The sequence below is a fragment of the Massilia brevitalea genome (assembly GCF_030711405.1).
In the GTDB taxonomy this organism is placed as follows: Bacteria; Pseudomonadota; Gammaproteobacteria; order Burkholderiales; family Burkholderiaceae_D; genus Telluria; species Telluria brevitalea.
On the sequence record NZ_JAULSI010000009.1, the window covers coordinates 105056 to 130639 of the forward strand.

Sequence of the window (25584 nt, forward strand, 5' to 3'; positions counted from 1 at the left end):
TCTTATCCGCAAATTCGACAATTCACCAGGCGTCTGGCCAAAGCTGGCGATGCAGGTCGGCCACCTGTTCCGGCGGCAGGCGCGGTTCGCGTTGCGCCGTCAGCAAGCCGTTCTGTTCGTGCTCGACGTCGACCAGTTGGGTATAGCAGAGCCCGGCCAGGAAGGAGAGCGAGGCCAGGCCCTGCATCAGGGTGCGGTAGCGCTGGGCCAGCTCGTCGACGTCGCCGACGTTGCCGTAGTGGTCGTACAGGCGGTCGCGGCGGCGCTCGGGGCCGTCGGGTGTGAGCAGGTAGCCGCCGACTTCGGAAAACACGATCGGCTGGCCGCGGTACTGGGCGCCGGACAGGAAGAGTTCGCGCGCCTTGTGCCAGCCGGTTTCCGGCGGCAGGCCGGTGAGCAGGGTGCCGGCGTAACGCTCCAGCAGCTTTTCCACCGGATGCGAATAGTCGTGGATGGTGCAGATGTCGGTCACGTCGGTATGCTGCCAGCCGTCGTTGTCGATTACCGGGCGGGAGGGATCGACCATGCGCGTGCGCGCCACCATGCGTTCCAAAAAGTCGTGCTGGTGCGGGTGGCGCGTGAGTTCCGGGAAGCCGAAGCTTTCCACCACCGGTACCCAGCCGACGATGGACGGGTGATTCGCGTCGCGCAGCACCGCGCGCAGCCATTCCAGCTCGAGCCGCTCTTCCGACTCCTCGGACCAGGAGCGCGCGTTCGGCATTTCTTCCCACACCATCAGGCCCAGCACGTCGCACCAGTAGAGCCAGCGTTCGTGCTCGATCTTCTGGTGCTTGCGCACGCCGTTGAAACCGAAGCGGCGCGCCCATTCCACATCCGCGCGCAAGGCGTCGTCGGACGGCGCGGCCAGCAGGGTGTCTGGCCAGTAGCCCTGGTCGAGCGCCATCAGTAAAAAGGTGCGCTTGCCGTTCAGGTGGAAGAAACCGTCCTTCAGTTCGATCGAACGCAGCCCGGCATAGGCCTCGACGCTGTCGACCGGCTGGCCGCGATGGAGCAGGCGCACGCGCAGCTTGTACAGGTGCGGTGCGGCAGGCGACCAGGGGCGCGGATCGGGTACCTGGGTGTGCAGGCCCAGGCTGGCGCCGCGGCTGGTGGCGCGCGCCGTGGCGCAGACCTGTTCCGAGTCCAGGCTCTCCAGTACGTCGAGCTCGGCTTCCCAGTCGCCCCCCGGGCCGTGCAGGTGGACGGTCACGGCCAGCGTGCCGTCCGGGTGCGCATCGATGATGCGCAGGTGGTCGATGCGCAGCGCCGGCACCGGTTCCAGCCAGACGTTTTGCCAGATGCCGCTGGTGCAGTAGTAATAGATGCGCACCGGCGTGCCCGAAGACGACTGCTTGCCGCGCGGTTGATACGGGTCTTGCCGGTCTTCCACGCGCAGGGTGACGCGGTTCGTGCCCGGCTTCAGCCAGGGCGCGATGTCGAAGGAAAACGGAACGTGGCCGCCGCGGTTGCGACCGGCAACGCGGCCGTTGATCCAGACGTCGGCGCGGTAGTCGACAGCGCCGAAATGCAGCAGCAGGGCGCCGTAGTCCCAGCCTTCGGGCACCTCGAAGCTGCGGCTGTACCACATGATCTCGTGGACCTCGCGGGTGCCGATGCCTGATGCCTGGGATTGATAGGGAAAGGGCACCAGGATGTGCTGCGGGAGCGCGCGTCCGTCGAACCAGCGCTCGTGCAGGCCGGCGTCGAGGTCGTCGAAAGCGAATTCCCAGCAGCCGTCGAGGCTGGCCCATTGCTGGCGCACCATCTGGGGACGCGGATGGTGCGCGCGGGGGTCTACAAGCGTTTGCATGATGGTCGTGAAAACAGGGTGGGGGGAGGAGCCGCATTCGTATTCACTGCGTGTTTGCGCTCTCGTAAAGTACACTCCAATGGCGCAGAACTTTCAAGCCCCTACCTGCCTCCAATGATGAGCCGAGCAACCCTGCTCGCAACCAGGAGGCGCGATGCTGCACGAACCCGATGTACGCTCGATTACCCAGTATCACGATGCGGTATTGCGGTTGTCCGCCAGCGACGGGCCGGTGCCGATCACGGGCCGCGGCGCCTGACCGGCCATCGCCGCGAACCACGAATTTAATCTGCTGCTGTGGCGAGAAGAAGACAAGTGCCGCGCTACCAGTACGGCCACATTCCCGCCCTGCGCTGCCGGCTGGGGTCGGTCCCGGCCAGGAGCGCGCGTGCATGCTGGAGCACGGCGGCCGAGCGCTGCGCATCCGGGTCCCAGATGCAGCGGTGGTTGTCGCGGTCCAGCGGCGCGCGGCGCGCGATGTCGGCCTTGCTGAAGATGACCACGCTTTTCAGGCGCAGGCCGGCGGCGATGTGCGACACGCCGGTATCGTTGCATACCAGCAGCCGGGCCTGCTTCATCAGCGCCGCCATCGCCCCGATCGAGATCGGCGCGGCCGCATGCACGGCGCGCGCCTGCATGTGGCTCGCCACTTCGCCGGCCAGGTCGGCTTCGTCGGCGGAACCGGTCAGCACCACGTCGACCCCGAATTCGGCGGCCAGGCGGTCTGCCACTTCGGCGAAGCGGCGCGCTGGCCAGCACTTGTCGCGCTTGCGCGCGCCGGGATGCACGCAGATATAGCCGCCGGGTTTCAGGCCAGCGGCGATGCCGCTCGCTTCCAGTTCCTGCCGGTCTTCCGGAGCCAGCGGAAATTCCAGGTAGTCGCCCACCGCGCTGGCGCCCAGCCGCCCGACCAGTTGCAGCAGCCGGTCGGATTCCGCCCCGACCTCGGGGTAGGGAAACAGGAGAGTGCGCTCGGTGAGAACCGGTTTACCCTGGCAGTGGCCGGCCATGGCGTGGGCGCCGAAGCCGGCCACGATCTCGTTGCTGATGCCGCCATTGCCGTGCAGTTGCAGCGCCAGCGTGAAGCCGCGCGCGCCCATGCCGGCATAGAAGGGCGTCAGTTCCTCGTGCCGCACCGGCTGCTCGGGCAGCAGCGGGTGGCCGGGGAAGGGCAGGAAATCGTCGATGTAGTGGCGAAAGCGCGCGGCGAACTGGCCCGCCCAGGGCAGGCCGACCAGGGTGATGCGCGCACGCGGCAGCGCCGTGCGCAGCGCGCGCAGGGCGGGTACCGCGCACAGCATGCCGCCCAGGTGCAGGGCGCGGAACACGGCCACGGAACCGATGTCGAGCCGGTGGAAAAGCGGACGGCGTTGCACGGTGCCTCCTCGATTGGATGAGCAGTCCCGTCTACTTGGAGCACGCTGCGCTGCGATTAGTTCGGCACGGTTTTCAAACAGGCGCGGGCGGACGCGCACGGCTCGCGGTATCATGAAAACACCTTCTCATCCGAGTCCTTCCATGCTGCATACGCCTTCCACTTTCACGGCGCTGATGGCGCCGCAAGCCCATCCCGATCCGCTTACCTTCCTGTTCCATGGGGGCCGCCTGCTGGTGCGCGAGCACGACCTGGCGCTGCCCGACGCCGCGGCGCTGGCCACGCTGGCCCTCGATCCGGCGCACATGCAGCCGGTCGGCTTGTTGGGTGAGCGCTATTGCCAGGCCGGATGGAGCGAAGGAGATGCCGTGCCGCCGGGCCATGCCTGGCGCGGCCTGCGTTCGCTGTTCGGCGAGATGGATGAGGAATGGCTCGGCGTGGCCGGGCGCGCGGCCCAGATCGCCGAATGGGCGCGCACCCACCGCTACTGCGGCGCCTGTGCGCATCCCATGGAACGCCTGAAGCACGAGCGCAGCTTCAAGTGCACCCATTGCGGCCACCTGGCCTACCCGCGCATTTCGCCGGCGATGATGGTCCTGATCAAGAAGGACGACAAGGTGCTGCTGGCGCTGCACCACGCCTCGGCGGCGAAGCGCTTCACGCCGCTGGCCGGTTTCCTGGAGGCGGGCGAGTCGATCGAGGAAGCGATCCACCGCGAAGTGATGGAAGAGGTGGGCTTGCGGGTGACGAATCTGCAGTATTTCGCCAGCCAGTCCTGGCCTTTCCCGCATTCGCTGATGATCGCCTTTACCGCCGATTACGCCGGCGGCGAGATCCGCGTGGATGCCAGCGAGCTTGCCGAGGCGCGCTGGTTCGGACCAAGCGACGAATGGCCGGAGCGCGTGCCGCACATCTCGGTGTCGAGTGTGCTGGTGGACGCGCACCGGCCTGTTGGTCGCTAGGTCTCGGTCGCCGCCGGTAAAGCCGGCGCCGTACGCACCTGGACCAACGGAACGGCCGCGTTCACTGGAATGGAAGCAGGCAGCGTGCGCGGCGCTTCTTCCGGCCGCGCGCCAGTCCCGCGCAATTGTACTGCCCGCTGCAACAAATCGAACCAGAACGGCGCACCGAACAGGGTGGTGGCCGTCGTGATCAGCCACCCGGCCGCCTGCAGGGCAAAGGCGGAATCCCACACCGGCGGGAAACTCGTCCAGCCGATCGGCAGCGCCCACAGTTTGCCCAGGGTGGCGGCGTCGAGGGCGCCGGGCACGGCGTCGATGTGGGCCGCCAGCTGGGGCTGCTGCCAGAGGGTGCGGAACAGGGAGATGCTGTCGATGTTGAACATGATCGCCAGCAGCAGCGACAGCAGCAGCGAGATCAGCAGCTGGCGCCGTTTATAGGCGCCGGACACGCGTTCCATGGCGTTGTCGAACCAGCCCGCCACCAGCGCCTGGAAGCGCTCCAGGTCGCCGCCGGCGCGCGCGTACAGCGCATGCAGGGCGCGCCGCACCTGCGGGTCGGCAATGGCGTCGATGTCGGCGCCCAGGCGCGCGAAATCGCCGGGGACGCGCTGGATGCTGTCGATCAGCGCAATCGCGAACTGCGCCGGTTCGATGTAGGATGGACGGGCCGCGAGGTGGCGCTCGTCGACCGGCGTGCCGTTGCTGTGCGGATTGACCAGCGGATGCGCGTAGACCATTTGCGCCAGGGCGTCGAAACGCGGGTCGTTGAGCATGCTCTTGATGCCGGCCAGCAGGGTGTCGGCGCGCAGCCGGAATGCCGCCGCCAGCGCTTCCTGCAAGGTGGCGACGATCAGCGCCACGGTGCCGTAACAGAACGTCAATCCAATTGCCAATTCGAGTACCGAGCTGCCAAACATAGCGCCTCCCTTTAGCATGAAAACCCATTCACGCTAGCGCATCCGCGCAACAGAGGAGTCCGTTTTGCTCAAGAAATCGGCAGGCGCCGGAAGCATCCGCGCATTTTCTATATACTGGCGGCAATCGTATTTTTAGGGTATTTCATGTCTGACAAAGAAGCATTTACCGAACAGGATTGGCGCCGTCTGCTGACCAGCCTCGGTGAAGATCCCGACCGTCCCGGCCTGCACGAAACGCCTGCGCGCGTTGCCAAGGCCTGGAAACACTGGACCTCCGGCTACGGCCAGGATCCAGTCGAAGTCCTGAAGGCCTTCGAGGATGGCGCGGAGCAGTACAACGAACTGATCGTGGTGCGCGGCATCCCGGTCTACAGCCATTGCGAGCACCACCTGGCGCCGTTCTTCGGCAAGGCCACGGTCGGCTATGTACCAAATGGCAAGATCGTCGGGCTGTCGAAGCTGACCCGCCTGGTCGACATCTTCTCGAAGCGCCTGCAGGTGCAGGAACGCATGACCATGCAAATCGCCAACGCGCTGATGGAAGTGCTGGAACCGAAAGCCGTGGGCGTGGTCGTCAAGTGCCGTCACATGTGCATGGAAAGCCGCGGCATCCGTACCCAGGGCGAGGAAACCATTACCTCGGCCATGCTGGGCGAACTGCAGCCGAACCTGGCGCTGCGCACCGAGTTCCTGGCGCTGGCACGCGACTAAATCACGGGCCGTCCCGGCTCGCCAGGAACCTGTTCATTAACTTCGCCCTCAGACCCTGGTCGAACTTCATGTTCTCATAAGTGTCGAATGAAGAACATGAAAAGCACCATTTGAATTGGACACGCAGCGACATTGCTCGGGATTACGGACAAGATGCTGCAGCGCTGCGAGCGCGAGGGGGCTGATCCCGGCGGTGCGAACCACAACCGCGGCGTCAACGCGGCAGTCAATTTTGAGCGGCTCGCCACCGCTGCCCTCCAGGCAGGACAGGCGCTACCCGTGGCGAGTCCAGCGGCGACGCTGGACACTGCCGCCGGCCAGTCACCGGCGGGAGGTGGGAAAGTAACGCCTGTCAGGTACGAACACGGTCGGTAGGACGGTTCGGGGCAGGAAGAGAACGCTGCACACTTTTGTGTACGTTCTCGCTAGCAGATTTAGGGGGCGAACGTGATGGCCCGGCCCGAATTCCCCAGCGACATTGGGCGCGAGCAGTTCGAGCTCGTGCGCGACACACTTGAAGCGGCGCGCCGCAAGACGCGTCCGCGCAAGCACGATCTGTACGACGTGTACTGCGCCGTGCTCTGGTTCCTGCACACGGGCGCCGCCTGGCGCAGCCTGCCGCGCGATTTTCCGCCCTGGCGCACCGTGCACGAATACTTCACGCAATGGACCATGCTGCGCAACGGCGAGCGCTCCCTGCTCGAGCAGACGCTCGACACGCTCGGGCGCGACGTCGAGCTGGCCCAGTTGCAGCGGCTGATGCGGCCCCGTTAGGCCAGCTCAGCGGTGTGGCGTGTTTGCGCCGACATTGTATAAACTGATAACAACAGCGGTCGCACCAACCTGTGCTGCGCAGTCAATTTCTGCCTTGTCACATTCTGTTGCGATTTCAAACCGTGCGCGCCAAACGGCTGAGCTACGCTGGAGCGATTGTTTTCCATTCAAGCCGGCGCCCCGATGTTCGACCAACTCAACCTGTACCTGTTTTCACTGATCAATTCCGCTCCCGGCCTGGAAGGCTGGCGCCTGCATGGGGCCGTATTTGCCGCTGAATGGGTGATCATGATCCTGCCGCTCGGCCTGGTGCTGATGTGGATGAACGGCGATACCGCCGGGCGCGAAGCGGCCGTGCGCGCGTTCATGGCCGCCGTGATCGCCCTGACGCTCAACAAGATGATCGGCCTGGCCTGGTTCCATCCGCGTCCCTTCATGGCCGAGGTCGGGCAGACCTTCATGTTCCACGCACCGGACTCGTCCTTCCCGAGCGACCACGGCACCAGCATGTTCTCGGTGGCGCTGGCGCTGGCCTTCGGTCCCCTGATCGCGGCACGGCGCTTCGGCATTGCCTTGCTGGCGCTGGGCGTGGTCGTGGCCTGGGCGCGCGTGTTCCTGGGTGTGCATTGGCCGCTGGACATGGCCGGGGCCCTGGTCACGTCGGGCGTGGCGGCCGTGCTGGTGAATACCCGCACCGGGCAGGCGCTGGCGGCGCTGGTGGTACCGCAGATGCAGGTAGTGTATCGGCGCGTATTGCGCACGCCAATCAAGCGCGGCTGGCTGCGTCCCTAGCGATCTCTGAAAGACCAGCTTACTCCTTCGGCGCTTCCGCCTCTTCGAACACCAGGTTATTGTTGTCGTCGAAGTGGAACAGGCCGAGCGGCTGCCCGGTCACCTGTTCCGGTTCTTCCATCTGGCTGCAGCCTCCGGTTTCGAAGCGCCAGGCCGTATCGCCGGAACGGATCGTATAGACATTGTCGCCAGAGCCGAACAATTCGAGTTCCACATCCGACACCGGCATCTTGCCCAGCGCGAAGCGGCGCTGGCAATCGGGCATGCGCGCCGCGATCAGGTCCAGCGTCACTTCCTTCTTCCAGAACTGCTCCTGCACCGCGCGCACGGTCAGCGCATGCGTGTTGCCCTCGATGTAATACGTGGCCGAGTCGTCGACGCAGCCGGCCAGCAGCAGGGGAGTCAGTAGGAGAAGTTTTCGCATGCAAGGTTCCATGGTCCGGCGCGACATAGCGCCTCAGCCAGTATAGAACGGCCGCTCCGCACGCCGCAACTGCGCAGGCGAATCCTCTCGAAGGCCGCGCTTTGCGCATGTCGGGCATGCGTCGCTGGCGCTTGTTTATTCTCCGGCCTTTTCCCAGCCGCCACCCAGCGCCAGGAACAGCGCTACCTGGTCGCTCGTCAGCTTCGCATCCGATGCCGCTACCGACGCCTGTGCCGACGCCAGCGTGCGCTCCGCATCCAGCGTGGTCAGGAAATCCGTGCGCCCAAACCGGTACAGCCTGGCCGCCTGGTTCGACGCCAGCGCACTCTGGTCGCGCGCCGCCTTCAGGGCCGCATTCCGGTCCAGCTCACGCGCATACGACGTCAGGGCCGTCTCGGTCTCGCGCAAGGCGTTCAGCACCACGCCGTCGAAACGCGCCAGCGATGCCGCCGTGCTCGCCTCGGCCTGCTCGATGCGCACGCGCGCTGTGCCGGTCGAGGGAATGGTCCAGGAAATCAGCGGTCCCAGGCTGTAGCGGAAGGTATTGCCTTCGCCAAGTCCCGACAAACCGCCGCTGCTGCCCGCCGTCAGTCCGAGACTGATCTGCGGATACAGGTCCGCCGTCGCTACGCCGATGCGCGCCGTGGCGCCCGCCAGCGTGCGCTCGGCCTGGCGGATATCCGGGCGCCGGCGCAGCAGGGCCCCGCCATCGCCCACAGGAATCGTCGCCGCCAGTTGCGGCACTGTCACGCATTGCGCCACCGACTTCGGGAAGTTGCCCGGTGTTTCGCCGGTGAGCACCGCCAGCCGGTACAGGGCCGTGCGGCGCTGCGCCGCCAGCGGCGGCAGGGCCGCGCGCAATTGTTCCAGCTGACCCAGCGCACGGCTGTTGTCGAGCGCCATGCCGCGTCCCAGTTTCACGCGCTGCGCAGTGGAATCGGCAAACTTGCGCTGCAGGTCGACCGATTGCTGGGCAATCGCGATCTGCTGCCCGGCCGAGCAAGCCTCGGCGTAGGCGCGCGCCGTGTCGGCGGCTACCGTTACCCGGGTCAGATCGAGTGCTGCCTGGGCCACTTCGGTATCGGCGCCGGCCGCTTCCACAGCGCGGCGGATCTTGCCGAACAAATCGAGCTGGTAAGACACGTGCAGGCCGGTGTCGTAGGTAGCGCGGTCCGCCATCGAGCCAGGCACGCCATTCGCGGCGCCGGATGCGCGGCCGTACGCCGGAGCGGCCGACACGCTGGCTTCCGGCCGGCGCAGTTCTTCCGCTTCCGACAGCACGGCGCGGGCGCGCGCCAGGTTGGCGGCGGCCACGCGCAGATCGGTGTTGGCGGCAAACGCCTTATCGACCAGTCCGTCCAGCGTGCTGTCATGGTACAGGCGCCACCATTGCTCCGGCAGCGCTGCGGACTGGAAGGCCGGTTCGGCAGCGCCGACAAACGGCGCCGCCGCATCGGGACGCTTCACGGCAGCCTCGTCCGGCACATGGTAGTTGGGGCCGACGGTGGTAGTGCAGGCGCTCACGGCCAACAATGCCGCGACCGCCGCCGCTTTCAAGGGAAAAGTTCGATAGTCCATCATGATCAAGCCATCAGTTTTTCAGCGAACCTGGCGCCGCCATTGCTTGTGCACGGGGAGCAGGCCTGGCTTCGCCCGGCAACACCTGCACGGTGGCGGTCTGGCCGGCGACCAGGCGCACGTTGGCGGGCACCGGATCGAGCGCCACGCGCACCGGAATGCGCTGCGCCAGGCGGACCCAGTTGAAGGTCGGGTTAATGTTTGGCAGCAGGTTGGTGCCGGTGGTGCGGTCGCGGTCGGAAATCCCTTCGGCAAAGCTTTCCACGTGGCCGCCGAGCTTTTGCTGCGCGCCCATCAGGGACACGGTCACGCGGTCGCCCAGGTGGATCATCGGCAGCTTGGTTTCTTCGAAATAGCCTTCGACGTAAAAGGAGCCGCGGTCGACCAGGGCCATCACCGGATGGCTGGCGCTGACGTAAGCGCCCGGCCGCAAATCGAGATTCGTGACGAAACCGTTGACTACCGATTTCACCTGCGTGCGTTCCAGGTTCAGCCTGGCAGTGTCGCGATTGACGACCGCCTGGGCCAGCGCGGCGCGCGCCGTTTCCACGCGCGACTGGCCTTGCTCGCGGGTCTCAAGCGCCACCAGGTCGTCGAGCTGGACGTTGCGCCGCGATTCGCGCTGGGCCTGGTTCAACGCGGCCTGGGCCGATTGCTCGGCGGCTTCGGCCTGGCGCAGGGCCAGCTCGAAACGCGCGCGGTCGACTTCGAACAGCAAATCGCCCGCATTCACCTGCTGGTTGTCGTGCACGTACACCTTGGTCACCTGGCCGGTGACGTCGGGCGCGACCTGCACCACATAGGCCTTGACGCGGCCGTCGCGGGTCCAGGGTTCGACTTCGTAATGGCGCCACAATTGCCAGCCCGCATACACGGCGCCGGCGGCGGCGATCAGGGTAATAGCGACCCGGCCCACTGCCGGAAGAGAAAATTTCTTGAACATGGTCAAAGTAAATTCAGAACAGATTGGAACCAAAGAACACCAGCGCGCCGAGCACGATGACGAATAGTGAAAAATCGAACAGCGCCGGATGCCAGATGTGGCGGTACAGGCCGGTGCGCGCGAGCACCCAGTTGAACAGGCGCGAGACCACGAGCGCGAGCAGGGCCAGCAGCAGCAGCGGGGGAACATAGATGCCGTAGAGGCTGACTTCGCCGATCATCGGATCTCCTTCTCTAATACGGGCGAGGGTTGATAAGGTGGCGCCTCGGGGAACATGTCGCGGCGGATGCCGGCCAAGGCCGCCAGGGCGTCGCGCTGCGCACTTGAGGTTTGCGCCGCGCTCACCGAACGCAAGGCGTTGTCGAGTGAGGCCAGCAGGCGTGCGTCTTCTTCGGCATTGACATGCGGGCGTGCATCGAAGTGCTGCGACAAATGTTCCAGCAGCGCCCACAGCGCGGCCTGGCTGCGGCCGAGTTCGTGGCGCGCGGCGAGCAATTGCGTCATGTTCAGGCCGATACGCAAATCGACCAGGGCATCGGCCGCCTGCAGATCCTGCTGGACGCCGGCCATCGCCAGGCGCGGCGTCAGCAGGGCGATGCGATCCACCATGCGCGCGGAAAATTCCGGCATCGATGGCGCCTGGCGCCCATCGCCCATAGTGGCAAGTTCCTTCCAGCCGGCGCGCAGCAGGCGGCGCGCGGTCCAGCCGGCGCTGACGCTGCGGAACATGCCGATCACCAGCACCGCCAACGCCAGCCCGGCCAATTGCGCCAGGGTCGAGTTGATGAAGGAGGCGGCGTCGGCCGTGTTGGTGTCCTGCAGGGCCAGTGTGCCGCCGATGCCGAACAAAAACGGCATGGCGCGCCCGAAGGTGGCCGGCCGCGCGATCAGCGCACCCAGCACCAGGAAGGCCGGGGCGCAGGCCAGCACCAGCATCTCGAAGCTGTGGATCGCCGGCAGCACCGCCAGCAGGTAAAAGGCCGACAGCGGCACCGAATAAATCGTCCACACCAGGAAGCCTTTGATGAACGGCACCGGGTCGTCCTGGGTGGCGAAGAAGCAGGACATCACGGCGGCCATCATCGGCATCGCCGCGCCCGATGGCCAGCCGGTGGCGATCCAGAAGGCGCAGCCGGCCAGGGTGGCGATGATCGCCGCCAGCGACGACACCACGGCCATGCCGCGGTCCAGGTGCAGGGCGTTGGCCGGCACTCCGGGCAGGTGGCGCGCTTCGAGCGGCAGGGCGCCTGTCGCGCCGGCACCAATATGGCGGCGCAGCGTTTGCGCCTCGGCGCCGGCGTCAACCAGGGCGCGCAGGCGTGCCGCCAGGTTCATCTGCACCAGTTCCAGCCAGCTGCTGTTGCGCGAAGGCTGGGGCGCCAGGGCATCGATGGCGGCGCGCAGGCGCTGCGGGTCCTGCGGCGTGTCGTCCTTGCGGGTGCCGGCCCAGGCGGTGATGTCGGCCAGCAGCGTGCGCCAGCGCGAATTTTCTTCCAGCGCACCCAGCTGGCGCAGCGCCAGCAGGCGGTCTTCGATGGCCGAGAGCATCGGCACCATCGCGGCCAGGCGTTCCTGCAGCGCGTGGATGGCGCGCCCGGTCCAGCGCAGGTGCGAGGTGTCGAAGGGCAGGTGCACGGCCATCATGCGCAGCTCGGTGATGTCGCCGGCCAGCTTGCGGCGGTCGCCCGGGCTGTTGGCATCGCCATTCGGCGACAACGCATCGGCGATCCAGTTGCGGGCGTCGCGCAGGGCGTGGTCGAGACGGGCCAGCATCACCGGGCCAAAGCTTTGCGGGAACACCAGCGAATGCACGACGGTGGCGCAGGTGATGCCGAGCAGGATTTCCTCCACCCGCGCCAGGGCGATGTCGAAGATGGTGCCCGGGTCATTCACGGCCGGGAAGGCGATCAGGCCGGCGGTGTAACCGGCCAGCATCATCAGGTAGGAGCGCGGGGTGCGGTCCAGCAGCGACACGTACAGGCAGCCGCCGACCCACAGCGCCAGTGCCAGCGAGAGCAGCTCGGGCGAGTTCGCAAACGCCGGCACGATCAGCACGGTGGCAAAGGCGCCAAGGAAAGTGCCGCCGAAGCGGTACAGGGCCTTCGAGCGGGTGGGACCCGAAAAGGGGGCGCCGACGATGTAGGCCGTCATCAGCGCCCAGAATGGACGCGGCAGTCCGATGCGCATCGCCAGGTAAAGCGCGAGCATCGCTGCCGTGAAACTTTTTACCGAAAACAAAACTTCGGCCTTGCTGAAGAGCTTCACGCCTGCTTGTCCCCATTGGCCGGGTCGCAGGACCGGGTCTTCGATTGCAGGCCGGTGAGCACGCGCAGGCAGGCATCGATGTCGGCTTGCGCGAACTCCGCGAACAGATTGCGGCGGAAGGGAATCAGCGCTTCTTCCATCTGGGCAGCGCGGGTCTGGCCGTCGGCGGTGAGCTGCAGCAGCTTGGCGCGGCGGTCCTGCGGGTCTTCGTGGCGCTGGACCAGGCCGTTTTCGATGAGCAGGTCGATCACGCGCACCAGCGACGAGGCTTCCAGGCCCAGGGCATCGGCGAGCACGCCGGGGCGCACGCCGTCCTGGCCGAGGCGGCCGAGGATCAGCACCGGCAGGGCGGTGGCCTGGGAGAGGCTGTACTGCGAGGCGACCTTGTCCGCCATGGCCTTGTAGGCACGCGAGGCGTGGGTGAGCGTCGCGGTGAGTTGCATCAGGGTTTGATCGAAGGAGTCCATGCCGAGAAGTAATTCGTTTGAGTGCTAAAGTTTAGCATGCGAAGTATTTTTTTGCAGGCGAGGGACGAATTCGTAGGGTGGGCACTTGTGCCCACGCGGTGATAGCTAGCGGCAAGATCATCCGGCACGATATCGGAGCCGATAACGATCACCGCGTGGGCACGAGTGCCCACCCTACAAGTCAGCGATTAGCCTGCAAAGTAGAAATCGCCACCAGCGCCCCGGGCCGCTCGAACTCATGCTCCGGCGCCACCTTGCGCAGCACCTCGATCGGCGCATACCCCCAGTGCACCGCCGCGAAATCGACGCCGGCCTTGCGCGCGGCCTCGGCATCGGTGGCCTGGTCGCCGATGTACAGCGCCGCCGCCGGCTCCACCATCGCCCGCTTCACAACCTTGCGGATGCGCGAGGTCTTGCCGAAGATCGACATCCCGCATTCATACTGGCTGATCAGGGAAGCCAGTTCCGGCCCCAGCACCTGCCGCACGTTGTATTCGGAATTCGACGACACGATGGTCAGTTCAAGATTGCCGCGCGCCAGTTCGCGCAGGGCATGGTCGACCTGAGGAAACAAGCGCACCTGACCGGCGTTCTCGCTCATCAGGGTCTTGAAGCTGGCGGCGGCCAGGGGCAGCTTCCAGGGCGGCATGCCGACGTGGCGCATCATGTCGCGCGGTTCGTAGTGGCGCAGGCGTTCCACCTGCGTGATGTCGATGCGCCGGAAACCGTGCTGGTCGGCGATCTGGTTGAACACGCTGAGGAAGAAGGGAAACGAGTCGGCGAGCGTGCCGTCGAAGTCGAAGATGGCGAGACGGTAGGTCATGCTGACAAGAGAATCGGTGGGCGCACTTGCATGATACACAAGGGCGCCCGCAGGCCTTGTTCCGCCAGGGTCAGGCAGCCTGGGCGGTACGTTCCGGCGCCACGAAGGCCAGGCCCTCCTCGAACGAGCGCAGCACCATGTCGACGTGGTCCTGCACCACGGCCTGGCTGACCGAAGCTTCGCCGAAAGGCAGGCGGATCGTCACCAGCAGCACGTTCGGCAGGCGCGCGTGCAGGTCCTGCGCCGCGTCCAGCCACTGCGCCAGCGTGGCTTCGACCGGGTAGGTGATGAACACGGTCGAAATCAGGTCGGCTGCATCGGGCCCCGGGCTTTCCTGCTCGGCGCCGACGACGGTGCTGCGCGCATCGATGTCGGCTTCGCGCAGGGTGCGCACCAGCAGCTCGGTGAGGAGGTCGTCGCGCTCGGTGGCGAGGCCGGCGCACAGCACGACCGAGCGCGCGGGCACGTCGAGCGAACCCTGCCAGCGGCCCAGCTTCTCTTCGCGCATCTTGCGCAGGTGGGCGCCGACGTTCGCGTCGAGCAGCGACACGCGCTGGCGCCGGCGGTTGCCCGGGTAGGCCGAGACCGGCGTGAGCGCGTTGGCGACGTCGGCGATCGTGGCGCGGATATGCTCGGCCTGCGCCTTGTCGATCTGGTTGCCGCGCTGCTCGGCCGCGGCCAGCACCAGGCCGGGCAGCAGCACCTGGTCGCAATAGCGCGCAAAGCCGTGGCGCGCGATGTAGCCGCGCGCGTCCTCGATGATGGCGCGCCGGTCGCCGCTCAGCACGCGCTGGTAGAAGCGCTGCGAGTGGGTCACGTTCGGCACTTCGCCGAGCAGGATGGTAACGGGTTCCAGCGCGCGCACGTGGCGCCCGGCCACCACCAGGCACAGGGTCAGCGGGGTCGAGAGCAGCAGGCCGATCGGCCCCCACAGCGCGCCCCAGAACAGCGCCGAGACGATCACCGCCAGCGGCGACAAACCGGAACTGTGGCCATACACCTTCGGTTCGATCACGTTCGCCACCAGCAGCTCCAGCCCCACGAACACGGCCAGGCAGGACAGGGCCAGCGTCCAGCCCGGGTCGATGGCGGCCACGAACACCGCGATCATGGCGCCCGCAGCCATGATGCCGAGGTAGGGCACGAAGCGCATCAGGCCACTCAGGGCGCCCCACAGCAACGCGTGCGGTACCCCAAAGGCCCACAGCACCGCGCCGATCAGGGCGCCGAAGGTGAGATTGACGATGAACTGCGACAGGAAGAAGCGCGACACGCCGCGCGTGGCGTCGGCCAGCGCGCGCACGGTGCGGCCGATCTCGGCCTGGCCGGCAAGCCGGATCGCGCGGTCGCGCAGGGATTCGTGTTCGAGCAGGATGAAGACCAGCAGCACCAGCACCAGGCCGGCCTCGCCGATCGGCCCCAGCACCAGCGACAGCAGGCGCGCCAGCGCGTCGCGCGTGGTCGGGCGCGGCGCGCGCACTTCCACCGGCAGCGGTTGATTCGCGGCGGTGGTCAGCGTGCCGCGCTTGACCGTCACCGGCGGCGCCGGCGGCGGCGCGAATTGCGGCGTGACCGCGCTCAGCTCGGCCTCGAGGCGGGCGAAGGGGCGCTCGGTAATCTCGCGCACCTTTTCCACTTTGGATTTGATCGCCGCGCGGTACTGCGGCAAATCGCGCGTGACGGCGACCAGCTGGAAAGCGAGGATGGTGCCGATGCCGACCACGCAGGTGCCGGCCAGGACCACCGACAGCAGCGTGGCCGGCAGCTGCGGCAGGCCGACGCGGCGCAGGGTGCGGATCAGGGGCGCGAGCACCAGGCTCAGGATCGAGGCCAGCGCCAGCGGTTCGAGCACGTCGCGGCCGAAATACAGCAGGCCGAGGACGCAGGTGGCCGTGACGATGGTGCTGGCGGTAAGGTGTTTGAACAGGCTTGAATCGGGCATCGAATGCGGGAGCGTCGGAAGTCGGTCGGCGCGTGCAGTCTAGCACCAATGGGAACGCGGCAGGAGGGTGGGGATAGTGTTCACGCGACGCGCGATTGTACCGGCGGCGGTAACCGTACGGTGGGGTCATTGATGCCGGGGGCATCAATGACGAAGTGCCCACGCGGATGCGTGCGTGGTGTTGGCCGCGTTTGTATCGTGCATGCCGCCAAAACGCGGCGTGTCCGGATGATCATTTGGACACGTTAGCGGTCGGCCCGCATCGCGTCACCGAAGGAAGCTGGCAATGCGCGGCATTCCGCGTGGGCACAGCGTGCCCACCATACGGTCAGTGCAGCGGGCCAGAAGTTACGCCGGGACGTTCAACGCCTCGATCAGCGACCTGTGCGCCCCCACTCCCGCCATCGCCCCATCCGCCACGGCCAGCGCCACGTTCCCTGCCGCGCGCGCCATGTCGCCGCAGCAGAACACGCCCGCTACGCTGCTCGCCTTCATCACATCGGTGCGCACGAACTGGCCCGCGTGGCCATCCTCCATCGCGCACCCGAGCTGCTCCGCGACCGGACTCGCCATGCGCATCTGCGGCATCACGAACAGCCCCGCCATCGGCAGCGTGCGGCCATCTTCCAGTACCACGTCGGCCTCGCCCTCGATGCGCGCCACCAGGGTGCGCTCCAGCGCCACGCCGCGGCTGGCCAGCGCCGCCAGCTGCGCCGCATCGGGCTCGAAGGCGCCGTTCAGGAACAGCGTCACAGAACCCCAGTCCGGCAGCATCAGCGCGTGATGCATCGAGAGTTCGCCCGTGGCGATGACGCCGATCGCACCCTGGTCCAGTTCGTAACCATGGCAGTAGGGGCAGTGGAACACGCTCCGGCCCCAGCGCTCGCGCAGGCCCACGATGGCCGGCAGGTCGTCGATGACGCCGGTGGCCAGCACCAGGCGCCGCCCGTGCACGCTGGCGCCATCGTCCAGCGCGATGCGAAAACCCTCGCCCTCGGGCGCGGCCTGCACCGCCTTGCCTTCGACCCAGCGCACGTTCGGATATGCCAGCAGCTGGGCGCGGCCCTGGGCGGCGATGGCGGCGGCCTCGGTGCCGTCCTGCGTGAGGAAGCCGTGCGAGTGCGTGGCGAAGCGGTTGCGGCGCTGGCCGGCGTCGATCACCAGCACGCGGCGCCGTGCCCGCGCCAGCTGCATGGCGGCGGACAGGCCGGCATAGCTGCCGCCGATGACGATGGCGTCGAACTCAGTCTGGTTCGGGGTGGTGTGCATGGTGGGCTCCTCGATGTTGGGTGTACTGCGCGTTGAAGCGATCGGACAGCTCGGCCAGCGTGACGCCGGCGAAGCGGCTGATCAGCAGGGCTTCGGCTTCGTCGAAGGCCGAGGCCAGCGACTGATTGACTACTTTCTCGACCAGGCAGCTTGGCGCGTCGACCCGGTTTCCCATCGCGAACACGGTCGGCGCGCCGACGGCGTCGTAGATGTCGCGCAGGGTGACCGTGTGCAGGTCGGCCGTGACGATCCAGCCGCCGCCATGGCCCTTGCCCGAGCCGACATAGCCACGCTCGCGCAGCCCGGCCAGGGTGCGCCGCACCAGCACCGGGTTCGTGTGGAGGAAGCCGGCCAGCTCGTCGGAAGTGAGCGGCCGGTCGCTGTGGGCCATGTGCAGGAGCAGGTGCAGGACCGAGGATAGTTTGCTGTCGCGTCTCATGTAACTTATGATAGTACAAAAATGGGCAGAGTGGGGCGGGTGCCGTTAAAAAGCCGAGATTTCCAGTTATGGCCCAGTTCTACGTTGGCGCTAACCGTACGGTGGGGTCACAGCCGCAGGCCGGATTTCAAGCGTAGGCGTTTGACCGCTCATCCAGCAGCGCCAGCAACTGCCCCGCATCCACCGGCTTCACCAGGTGATGATCGAACCCCGCCGCGCGCGAGCTGGCGCGGTCGCTGGCCTGGCCGTAGCCGGTCAGCGCCACATAGGCCGCTTCGCGCAATGCCGGCTGTTCGCGCAGCCGGCGCGCCAGCGCGTGGCCGTCGATGTCGGGCATGCCGATGTCGAGGATGAACACATCCGGCACCTCCTGCGCCGCGGCGGCCGGCACCTGGCGCGGATCGTGGATGGTGCGTACAAAGTGGCCCACCCCCTCCAGCAGCGCCGCCAGGGTCTGGGCCGCATCCACGTTGTCGTCCACGAGCATGATGCGCAGGGGCTTGCGCGCCGCGGCGCCCGATACAGGAGACGCCGCCGGCATCGCCTGCGCCGCTGGCCCCGGACCCGGGCGATCTGCGCGCGCAACCAGCGGCAGCTCCACCGTGAACATGCTGCCCCGTCCCGGCCCCTTGCTGTGCGCCGCCACCTGCCCGTCGTGCATGCCGACGATGTTCTTCACCAGCGCCAGCCCGAGCCCGAGGCCGCCCTGGGCCCGGTCCGGCGTGCGCTTGCCCTGCACGAAGAGCTCGAACACCTGCGGCAGCAGCTGCGCCTCGATGCCGCTGCCGTTATCGCGCACCGCGATGCGCACCTTGCCGTCCGCCGGCTCGACCGACAGCACGATGCGCCCGCCGGCCGGCGTGTACTTGGCCGCATTCGCCAGCAAATTCGCCGTCACCTGGATCAGGCGTGCACGGTCGCCGCGCACCAGCACCGGCGCCGCGCCCAGCTGCACGGTCAGCGCATGGCCGCCGGCCTCGATCAGCGGATGCACCTGCTCGGCGGCCTGGGTGACTACCGCCTTGATGTCGACCTCCGCCATCTCCAGCTGCACCATGCCGCGCGTGACGCGCGAGACGTCGAGCAGGTCGTTCACCAGCGTCGTCATGTGGTTCACCTGGCGCGTGATTACCTCGCTGTACTGGCGCACCTTGTCCGGCTGGCCGGGCGCGATGCGCAGCACCTGCGCCGCGGCGCTGATCGGCGCCAGCGGGTTGCGCAGCTCGTGGGCCAGCATCGCCAGGAACTCGTCCTTGCGGTGGTTGGCTTCCTGCAGCGCTTCCTCGGCCAGCTTTTTCTCGTGGATGTCGGTGTCGGTGCCGAGCCACTTGACGATCTCGCCGGCGTCGCTGCGCAGCGGCAGGCCGCGCGTCAGGATCCAGCGGTACTCGCCGGAGCGGTGGCGCAGGCGGAAGGTGCGCTCGTAGGGCACGCCGCTGGCGACGCAGTCCATCCAGGCCGCGTGTGCGCCGTCCTGGTCGTCGGGATGCAGCATGAGCTCGGCCCAGGTCGTGCCCTCGGCCTGGCCCGGCTGCAGGCCGACGAAATCGTAGAACTGCTCGTTGTGGTAGTCGATCGCCCCGTCCGGCAGCGCCGTCCACACCATCTGCGGCATGGCGTTGGTGATGGTGCGGAAGTGTTGCTCGCTGTCGCGCAGCTCTTCCTCGAAGCGCTTGCGGTCGGTGACGTCGCGCGTGGTGCCGGCCACCGCCTCGACCTCGCCGTCCGGGCCGAGGATGGGCACGAAGATGTATTCGTAGATGCGGCGCCCGAAGGCGCCGTTGAACGGCACCTCGCCCCGGATCGGCGCCTTGGTGGCGCGCACCTGCTCGATCTCGCGGCCGTGCATTTCCGCGTGCCAGTCCGGGTAGCCGAGTTCGAGGCAGTTCTTGCCCAGCGCCTGCTCGCGCGTCATGCCCCACATCTGCAGCAGCACCGCGTTGGCGTAGGTGAAGCGGTGATCGAGGTCGAACACGTAGGCCAGGTCGGGCGTGTTCGACAGCACCGCTTCGTAGAGCCGGCGTTCGCGTTCGGCGTCGGCCACCAACACCGCCAGCGCGCGCTGGGCATGCTCGTGGCGCGCCTCGTTTTCCTGCTCGCGCAGGTGGCGCTCGGTGAGCAGGGCGACCAGGTCGGCGAAATAGGCGATCTCGCCGCGCAGCGCCGCGCTTGGCGCGCTCGGGGCCGGGTGGTAGAAGGCAAGGGTGCCGAGCACGCGCCCGCCCGGCGAATGCAGCGGGAAGGACCAGCAGGCGCGCACGCCGTGGCTGGCCGCCAGCGGACGATAGGGTTCCAGCAGCGGCTCGGCCAGCACGTCGTCGACGATGATGATCTGGCCCGAATGCACGGCCCGTCCACAGGCGGCTTCGCGCGGGCCGACCGGCACCAGCGCCAGCGCAGCGGCAAAGTCCGGCGGCAGGCCGCTGGCCGCGGCCAGGCGCAGCTGGGCGCAGGCGTCATCGGCCAGGTAGATGGCGGCCCAGGCTTGCTCGCCGATCATGCGGCGCGCCTCGTCCAGCATGCTCTGCAGGGTAACGGCGTAGGGCGCGCCACGTACTGCGATGGCCAGGACATTCTTGAGTCCGTCGAAATCCAAGCCTTCTTGGTGTGGCTTCATGCATCTGTCCTGTCGGTGGCCTAATTGCATTGGCGATTGTAGCTTATGGCAATTGCATAGCGCTTCCATACGTCATGCGTGCGTCTCCTGGCAAATGCCTGCCAACAGTGTGTTTGCTTCACGCGAACACCGTTACAATCTTGTCATCATCGTCTCGGCAGATGCTGGAAACCACCATGGCCCAAATCCACCCTACTGGCTGGCGCGAAATGTCGGTCACCGGCGCCGCCGCGCGCGAGATCGAAACCCTCGCCCTGCTCGACAAGCGCTTCGTCAACGATCCCTACGTCATCTACCACGGCGTGCACTGGACCAACGTGGAGCAGGGCTACTCGGTGTACGGCGACGTCGACTTCATCGTGGTGGCGCCGAACGGGCGCATGCTGCTGATCGAACAGGTCGCCGGCTTCCTGAACGAAACGCGCGACGGCCTGGTGAAGAACTACCAGGGCAAGCCGCGCAAGATCCGCACCCAGATCCTGCACACCATCGAAGGATTCAGCCGGCGCTACCAGGGCGAGCTGTCGATCGACTACCTGCTGTACTGTCCCGACTACATCGTGCGCGACCCGCACCTGGCCGGCATCGACCCCGCCCACATCATCGATTCCACGCGCAAGGGCCGCCTGGCGCAAGTGATCCGCGAGGCGCTGCCGCTGACCGAGAAGACCGAGGACTTCGACAGGGTGACGCGCTTCCTCGGCGACACCCTGAGCCTGCGCCCCGACCCGAGCGCCATGATCGGCTCGGCCGTGAAGATGGTGACGCGCCTGTCCGGCGGTCTCGCCACCTGGGCGCGGCGGCTGGAATTCTCGCCCTTCCGCCTGCGCGTGGTGGGCACGGCCGGCAGCGGCAAGACCCAGCTGGCGCTGGCCGAATACACCGCCGCCATCGACGCCGGGCTGCGCCCGCTATACGTGTGCTTCAACCGGCCGCTGGCCGACCACATCGAGCGCCTGGTGCCGGCCGGCGGACGCGTCGCCACCTTCCACATGCTGAGCGACGCCTGGATGCGCGCCCAGGACGTGACGCCCGACTACGGCGCGCCGGAAGTCTGGGAGAAGATCGAAGGCGCGCTGTCCGCCGCCACCCTGCCGGAAACCTGGCAGTTCGACGTGCTGATCGTCGACGAGGGCCAGGATTTTTCACTAGCCTGGCGCGACATCGTGCTGGGCATGCTAAAAGAGAATGGCCGCGCGATCTGGCTCGAGGACCCGGACCAGAACCTGTACGGCCGCGCCATGGTGCCGCTGCCGGGCTGGGTGGTGCTGCACTCGAACACCAACTACCGCAGCCCACGCCAGATCGTCAGCATGCTGCAGTCGCTTGGCGCGGCGCGCCAGCCGGTGGAGGCGGGCAGCCCGTTCAAGGGCGCCGACATCGAGGAGCTGACCTATCCCGAGGGCGACGTGGAGGCCATGCTGGAAAAGACCCGGCGCGCGGTGACCCTGTGCCTGCAGGCCGGCTTCCAGCGCCAGGACATTGCCATCTGTTCGTTCCGCGGGCGCGAAAAGTCGACCATCCTGAACATGGACAGGCTGAGCGACTCGCATACGCTGCGTTCGTTTACCGGCGCCTACGACTTGTTCGGCAATCCGGTGTTCCGCGAAGGTGGCTTGCTGGCCGAGTCGGTGTACCGCTTCAAGGGACAGAGCGCGCCTTGCCTGATCTTTACCGAGATCGACTTCGAACAGATGGACGAGCTGGTGCTGCGTAAGCTGTTCGTCGGCATGACGCGGGCGCGATTGAAACTGGTGATGGTGATGAGCGACCGGGCGTCGTTGCAGATGCTGGACCGCAGCGAGGCGTCGACATGACACGCCGTTTCGACAAGGTGGACTTGCCGCTGGAGCAGGTGCGGCGCTACCTGGAGCCGGGGCCGGTGGTGCTGCTCAGTTCAGCGTTTGAAGGCGAACGCGATGTGATGACCATGGGGTGGCATACGGTGATGGAGTTTTCGCCTTCTCTCGTTGGCTGCGTGATTGCGTCGTCGAACCACAGTTTCGAGCTCGTGCGGCGGAGCAAGGCGTGCGTGATCAATGTGCCGACTGCGGCGCTGGTGGATGCGGTGGTGGGGATCGGTACCTGTTCGGGGAGCGAGGTGGACAAGTTCGAGCGCTTCGGGCTGACGGTCGAAGATGGGTTCGATGCGCAGGCGCCGGTGATTCGCGAGTGCCATGCGAATTTTGTCTGCCGCTTGCATGACGATTGCCTGGTGGAGAAGTACAACTTCTTTATCTGGGAAGTGGTGGCGGCCAGGGTGGCGCGCTCGCCGAAGCATCCGGAGACCTTGCATTACACGGGGGCCGGGGAGTTCATGGTGGCGGGGAAGGTGATCAGCCGGAAGACGAAGGGGATGCTGGCGAAGGAGCCGTAATGGTCTAGCCAGCATCCGGTCCGCTATCTGGGCAAGTAGGCTTTGAGCGCTCGTTGCATGTCGAGCGAAAGCGTGTCCTTGTCCACGTACTGATTGCGCATCTCGGTCCTCAACTGTTCAGCGCCGCCAAATGCGCGCTCCAGTCTTCTTGCGTAGTCTGTCGCGAGCAGCTTGCGAACAGGCCTTTTAATTTCTCCATTGAACGGCTTAGCCTCGAACGTTTCTCTTGTTTCATCGAGGGTGATGCACGTTCCCCGGTCGGTAACAACGATGAGGCCGTAGACATTGGTAAAGAACTTCTGAGCGCCGACCGCGTTGCTGCCAATGTCGTAGCCGCCGATGACAAAATAAATCTTGCCCGAAGAGTCTTGCGCCTGTGCATGGATGAACCATACACTTTTCCAGCCTGGTTCGTCATTCATGTATTCGCAGTTTGCGATTGCGTGCTTCGGCAAAGGATCGAACCTGACGCGGGCCGTTTCATAACGTAAGCCAAGTACGGGATCGGTAGCGATATCAGGAGCAGGCAACGCTGCAAATGCGCTGTAGTTGATGAAAGTAAGAAAGGCTGTGACGAGGAAACGGCTGAAGTCAACAGATTGCATCGTGCTCGGCTCCGAAAAAACTACTGGTTGCAGTGTCGAAGGGCAGTGGTTTCCCAGGCCGATGCATCTCGGCCTGAAAATGCCGCGCTATTGATCGGTGAAGTAAGGCTTCAACGTAGCCAATAGCTCGGGTGGGAGAGCGCTCTTGTCCACGTGTTGTTTGCGGAGTTCTGTGCGCAGCCTGTCCGCGCCACCGAACGCTTTTTCAAAGCGTTTGGGGATATCCGCAGCCAACAGCTTGAGTACGGATTCCGGCAATTCTTCGTCGAATAGACGGTCCTCGAATACCTGACGGGCTGTGTCGATATAGGTGCACGACTTTCCTTCTGTAAAAAATACAGCGCCTAGGTTACCGGTTTGGAAACGTGCATACCCCCGCTCGTCGTTCCTGATTTCATATCCTCCACTGATGTAGTAGGTTCTGCCCGATGGAGCCTCGGCTTGCGCAAAAATGAACGAGATGCTGCGCCTGTACTTCGTGTCCTGCATTGTTTCGCAATGGCTTAGCGCTTGTGCAGGCAGGAGGTCGAATTTGACGCGCGCGGCTTCATAACGCAGTCCCAGCACCGGCTCGCTCAGGACACGTGGTCCCGGTTCAGCAGCGAGGAGGCTGCCGCTGAAGATGATCAACACGGCAGAAGTGATATGTCTAAGGACGATAGAATGCATGACTTGGCCTATGAGTGCGATAACCGGAACCGGACCAGAAGTCTTTTTGAATAAAATCTGAAATCCAGATCCGGCCATCAAAAGCTGCAATGTGTCCTGACTTGCGTTGATCGAGATAGGGTTGGATCACGACGATGTCGCCTTTGATGAACCGGTAAGTGGCCGAGTTTTCCACTGCAAGTTCGCTGAAACCCATTCTTCGCAGAACAGGCCCGTACTCCTTCGCATGCCCTGGTTGTTCTGGAACGATGCTGCCTCCAGCCCGCAAGGCCAGGCGAACGTATTTCGCACATTGGCCTTTACTGTACTTCCCGGCGTTTGTGCGCAAATGCTTGACGAATTTTTCGATATCGAGCGGCATGCCGTGACCTATGCAGCGACTCGGTTAATGGCCAAATCCCAGCCACCCAGGGTGCTGCCGCCCGTACCGCCTGCGATCTTTTGCTGCGTATACTTCCATTTGACCTTCGAGAATTTCAGACAGATGTTTTCGGTCATCCCGGTACCCGGCTGGAGACCTGGCTTGCACATACCGATCAGCACATTCTCAAGCTCGATCTCGAAATACTTGATCGGCTTGCCATCGCCATCCGCACGCATGAATTCGAATTTCGCCTTCGGGATGGTCTTGCCCATCGCGCAGTGCTGAAGCAGGATGGGTGTCGACAGGTCCGTCATCTTCGACAGCAGGATGTCGTCGAACTCGGCACGCTCCGCAGTGTGGCCGCCACCCGTGGATGCCGTTGCACTGCGCGGCTGTGTCACGCCAAAGTCCACATCGAGGCATTCGATCCATCCCTTGTGCCCGTCGTCCTGGGACTCACCTTTGATTCCGTCTATTTGCAGATATGCGTCGATAGCCATGTTCGCTCCAATCCTGATCGTCAAATGGGTGTGTTCGTGAGCGCAAGCAGGTCGCTGCACGCGATTCGAACAGCCGAGATTGTGGAGCGAGGATTACTGGCCGACGTTAAGGAACGTCAATGCCTAGAGCGCATGGCAATTGCCGGAGATGTTGATGAGCGGAGAAAAAAACGGACGACGAGTTCGATCGAGAAACTCGCCGGTTTGACGCCGGGATCTGCTGTTAAATTCCTGTCGAGATAAGAAAATTCTTAGCTGGATCCGCGCTCTTCTTGATTGTCCGCGACAGACTCCTGCCTGCCCAGTTCAAGCAATGCACTGGCTTGCGCCACACGCACGCAATTACGCCCCTCATGCTTGGCCTCGTACAGCGCCAGGTCGGCCGCATGCACCAGCGTCTGCGTGTTGTGCCCATGTGCCGGATACGAGGCGACCCCGATCGACGCGGTCGCACCGATGCGCTGGCCATTGTGCAGCACGTCGCCCGCCGCAATCACCAGGCGCAGCGCGTCGGCGCGCTTGACGGCATTCTCGGCGTCGCACTCGGGCAGCAGCACGATCATCTCCTCGCCGCCCATGCGGCAGGCGACGTCGCCCGAACGGATGTTCTCGCGCAGCGCCTGCGCCACCTTGCGCAGGATGGCGTCGCCGCCCTCGTGGCCATAGGTGTCGTTGATGCGCTTGAAGTGATCGAGGTCGAGCACCAGCACGCTCAGCGGCACGCCGCTGCGGCTGGAGCGGGCCAGCTCGCGCTTCAGCACTTCGTCCAGGTAACGGCGGTTGTAGAGCTGGGTGAGCGGGTCGATGATCGACTGCTGGCGCAGCGACACGCGTAACTTGACGTTGCTGAGCGCCAGCCCGAGTTGCTCGGCCACCTGGCCGATCCAGGCGCGCTGGTTTTCCCCGGCCTTGGCCAGCTCGTCGCCGGTAACGGTGATGCAGCCGATGACGTCGCCTTGCG

24 protein-coding genes and 1 pseudogene are annotated in these 25584 nt (G+C 65.7%); 6 read left to right on the forward strand and 19 right to left on the reverse strand.

The window, feature by feature from the left end:
• Nucleotides 1-22: 22 nt before the first annotated feature.
• Together QWL29_RS07695 and QWL29_RS07700 are read right to left on the reverse strand one after the other, a co-directional pair.
• Nucleotides 23-1810 carry a glycoside hydrolase family 2 protein gene (locus QWL29_RS07695; RefSeq protein ID WP_305822302.1) on the reverse strand — a complete coding sequence of 596 codons (1788 nt, stop codon included), beginning with the start codon at nt 1808-1810 and terminating at the stop codon, nt 23-25.
• A gap of 323 nt (nt 1811-2133) precedes the next feature.
• Nucleotides 2134-3186, reverse strand: coding sequence for a glycosyltransferase family 9 protein (locus QWL29_RS07700; RefSeq protein WP_305822303.1), 1053 nt, complete (start codon nt 3184-3186; stop codon nt 2134-2136).
• A gap of 142 nt (nt 3187-3328) precedes the next feature.
• Here QWL29_RS07700 and nudC point away from each other — a divergent pair, with 142 nt between their 5' ends.
• Nucleotides 3329-4147, forward strand: coding sequence for an NAD(+) diphosphatase (gene nudC, locus QWL29_RS07705; RefSeq protein ID WP_305822304.1), 819 nt, complete (start codon nt 3329-3331; stop codon nt 4145-4147).
• Here nudC and QWL29_RS07710 read toward each other — a convergent pair.
• The gene (locus QWL29_RS07710; protein WP_305822305.1) at nt 4144-5028 is read right to left on the reverse strand and encodes a hypothetical protein; all 885 of its coding nucleotides are present in this window, start codon (nt 5026-5028) and stop codon (nt 4144-4146) included. The two genes, nudC and QWL29_RS07710, sit on opposite strands and share 4 nt — an antisense overlap.
• Nucleotides 5029-5208: 180 nt before the next feature.
• On the opposite strand from QWL29_RS07710, the gene folE reads away from it, so the two are divergent.
• From folE to QWL29_RS07725, 3 genes and pseudogenes are all read left to right on the forward strand, one after another.
• On the forward strand, nt 5209-5775 hold the full coding sequence (folE, locus tag QWL29_RS07715) for a GTP cyclohydrolase I FolE (protein ID WP_305822306.1): 567 nt from the start codon (nt 5209-5211) through the stop codon (nt 5773-5775).
• A gap of 450 nt (nt 5776-6225) precedes the next feature.
• Nucleotides 6226-6501: pseudogene (locus QWL29_RS07720) on the forward strand (transposase); the annotation flags it as partial.
• A 231-nt stretch (nt 6502-6732) separates the two neighbouring features.
• The gene (locus tag QWL29_RS07725) at nt 6733-7341 is read left to right on the forward strand and encodes a phosphatase PAP2 family protein (RefSeq protein ID WP_305822307.1); all 609 of its coding nucleotides are present in this window, start codon (nt 6733-6735) and stop codon (nt 7339-7341) included.
• Between the two features lie 19 nt (nt 7342-7360).
• Here the strand turns inward: QWL29_RS07725 and QWL29_RS07730 are convergent, their stop codons facing one another.
• The 11 genes from QWL29_RS07730 to QWL29_RS07780 form a co-directional block, all read right to left on the reverse strand.
• Entirely contained in the window at nt 7361-7765 is a 405-nt protein-coding gene (locus tag QWL29_RS07730; protein ID WP_305822308.1) for a hypothetical protein, read from the reverse strand.
• Nucleotides 7766-7900: 135 nt separating this feature from the next.
• The gene (locus QWL29_RS07735; RefSeq protein WP_305822356.1) at nt 7901-9343 is read right to left on the reverse strand and encodes an efflux transporter outer membrane subunit; all 1443 of its coding nucleotides are present in this window, start codon (nt 9341-9343) and stop codon (nt 7901-7903) included.
• Between the two features lie 13 nt (nt 9344-9356).
• Nucleotides 9357-10286 carry an efflux RND transporter periplasmic adaptor subunit gene (locus QWL29_RS07740; RefSeq protein WP_305822309.1) on the reverse strand — a complete coding sequence of 310 codons (930 nt, stop codon included), beginning with the start codon at nt 10284-10286 and terminating at the stop codon, nt 9357-9359.
• Between the two features lie 13 nt (nt 10287-10299).
• Nucleotides 10300-10506: a DUF1656 domain-containing protein gene (locus QWL29_RS07745; protein ID WP_229439865.1), complete on the reverse strand. Its 207-nt coding sequence runs from the start codon at nt 10504-10506 to the stop codon at nt 10300-10302.
• On the reverse strand, nt 10503-12551 hold the full coding sequence (locus QWL29_RS07750) for an FUSC family protein (protein WP_305822310.1): 2049 nt from the start codon (nt 12549-12551) through the stop codon (nt 10503-10505). Before QWL29_RS07750 ends, QWL29_RS07745 begins: the two co-directional genes overlap by 4 nt.
• Nucleotides 12548-13018, reverse strand: a complete 471-nt coding sequence (locus QWL29_RS07755; RefSeq protein WP_305822311.1) for a MarR family winged helix-turn-helix transcriptional regulator — start codon at nt 13016-13018, stop codon at nt 12548-12550. Before QWL29_RS07755 ends, QWL29_RS07750 begins: the two co-directional genes overlap by 4 nt.
• A 181-nt stretch (nt 13019-13199) precedes the next feature.
• Nucleotides 13200-13841, reverse strand: coding sequence for an HAD hydrolase-like protein (locus QWL29_RS07760; RefSeq protein ID WP_305822312.1), 642 nt, complete (start codon nt 13839-13841; stop codon nt 13200-13202).
• Nucleotides 13842-13911: 70 nt separating this feature from the next.
• Nucleotides 13912-15783: an AI-2E family transporter gene (locus QWL29_RS07765; protein ID WP_305822313.1), complete on the reverse strand. Its 1872-nt coding sequence runs from the start codon at nt 15781-15783 to the stop codon at nt 13912-13914.
• A 348-nt stretch (nt 15784-16131) separates the two neighbouring features.
• Nucleotides 16132-17052 (reverse strand): NAD(P)/FAD-dependent oxidoreductase, encoded by a 921-nt coding sequence (locus QWL29_RS07770; protein WP_305822314.1) that lies wholly within the window; start codon nt 17050-17052, stop codon nt 16132-16134.
• Nucleotides 17027-17491, reverse strand: coding sequence for an Rrf2 family transcriptional regulator (locus QWL29_RS07775; protein WP_305822315.1), 465 nt, complete (start codon nt 17489-17491; stop codon nt 17027-17029). The genes QWL29_RS07770 and QWL29_RS07775 overlap by 26 nt, the downstream gene beginning before the upstream one ends.
• Nucleotides 17492-17618: 127 nt before the next feature.
• Nucleotides 17619-20108 (reverse strand): hybrid sensor histidine kinase/response regulator, encoded by a 2490-nt coding sequence (locus tag QWL29_RS07780; protein ID WP_305822316.1) that lies wholly within the window; start codon nt 20106-20108, stop codon nt 17619-17621.
• A gap of 176 nt (nt 20109-20284) precedes the next feature.
• Here QWL29_RS07780 and QWL29_RS07785 point away from each other — a divergent pair, with 176 nt between their 5' ends.
• A complete protein-coding gene (locus QWL29_RS07785; RefSeq protein ID WP_305822317.1) occupies nt 20285-21925 on the forward strand; it encodes an ATP-binding domain-containing protein in 1641 nt (546 codons plus the stop codon).
• Complete coding sequence (locus QWL29_RS07790; RefSeq protein ID WP_305822318.1) at nt 21922-22485, forward strand: flavin reductase family protein; 564 nt, start codon at nt 21922-21924, stop codon at nt 22483-22485. Before QWL29_RS07785 ends, QWL29_RS07790 begins: the two co-directional genes overlap by 4 nt.
• Nucleotides 22486-22508: 23 nt before the next feature.
• Here the strand turns inward: QWL29_RS07790 and QWL29_RS07795 are convergent, their stop codons facing one another.
• The 5 genes from QWL29_RS07795 to QWL29_RS07815 form a co-directional block, all read right to left on the reverse strand.
• Nucleotides 22509-23090 (reverse strand): hypothetical protein, encoded by a 582-nt coding sequence (locus QWL29_RS07795; protein ID WP_305822319.1) that lies wholly within the window; start codon nt 23088-23090, stop codon nt 22509-22511.
• Between the two features lie 87 nt (nt 23091-23177).
• Nucleotides 23178-23759, reverse strand: coding sequence for a hypothetical protein (locus QWL29_RS07800; RefSeq protein ID WP_305822320.1), 582 nt, complete (start codon nt 23757-23759; stop codon nt 23178-23180).
• A complete protein-coding gene (locus tag QWL29_RS07805) occupies nt 23740-24120 on the reverse strand; it encodes a hypothetical protein (protein ID WP_305822321.1) in 381 nt (126 codons plus the stop codon). Before QWL29_RS07805 ends, QWL29_RS07800 begins: the two co-directional genes overlap by 20 nt.
• An 8-nt stretch (nt 24121-24128) precedes the next feature.
• Complete coding sequence (locus QWL29_RS07810; protein WP_305822322.1) at nt 24129-24623, reverse strand: Hcp family type VI secretion system effector; 495 nt, start codon at nt 24621-24623, stop codon at nt 24129-24131.
• A 251-nt stretch (nt 24624-24874) separates the two neighbouring features.
• On the reverse strand, nt 24875-25498 hold the full coding sequence (locus tag QWL29_RS07815; protein WP_305822323.1) for a GGDEF domain-containing protein: 624 nt from the start codon (nt 25496-25498) through the stop codon (nt 24875-24877).
• Nucleotides 25499-25584: the final 86 nt, after the last annotated feature.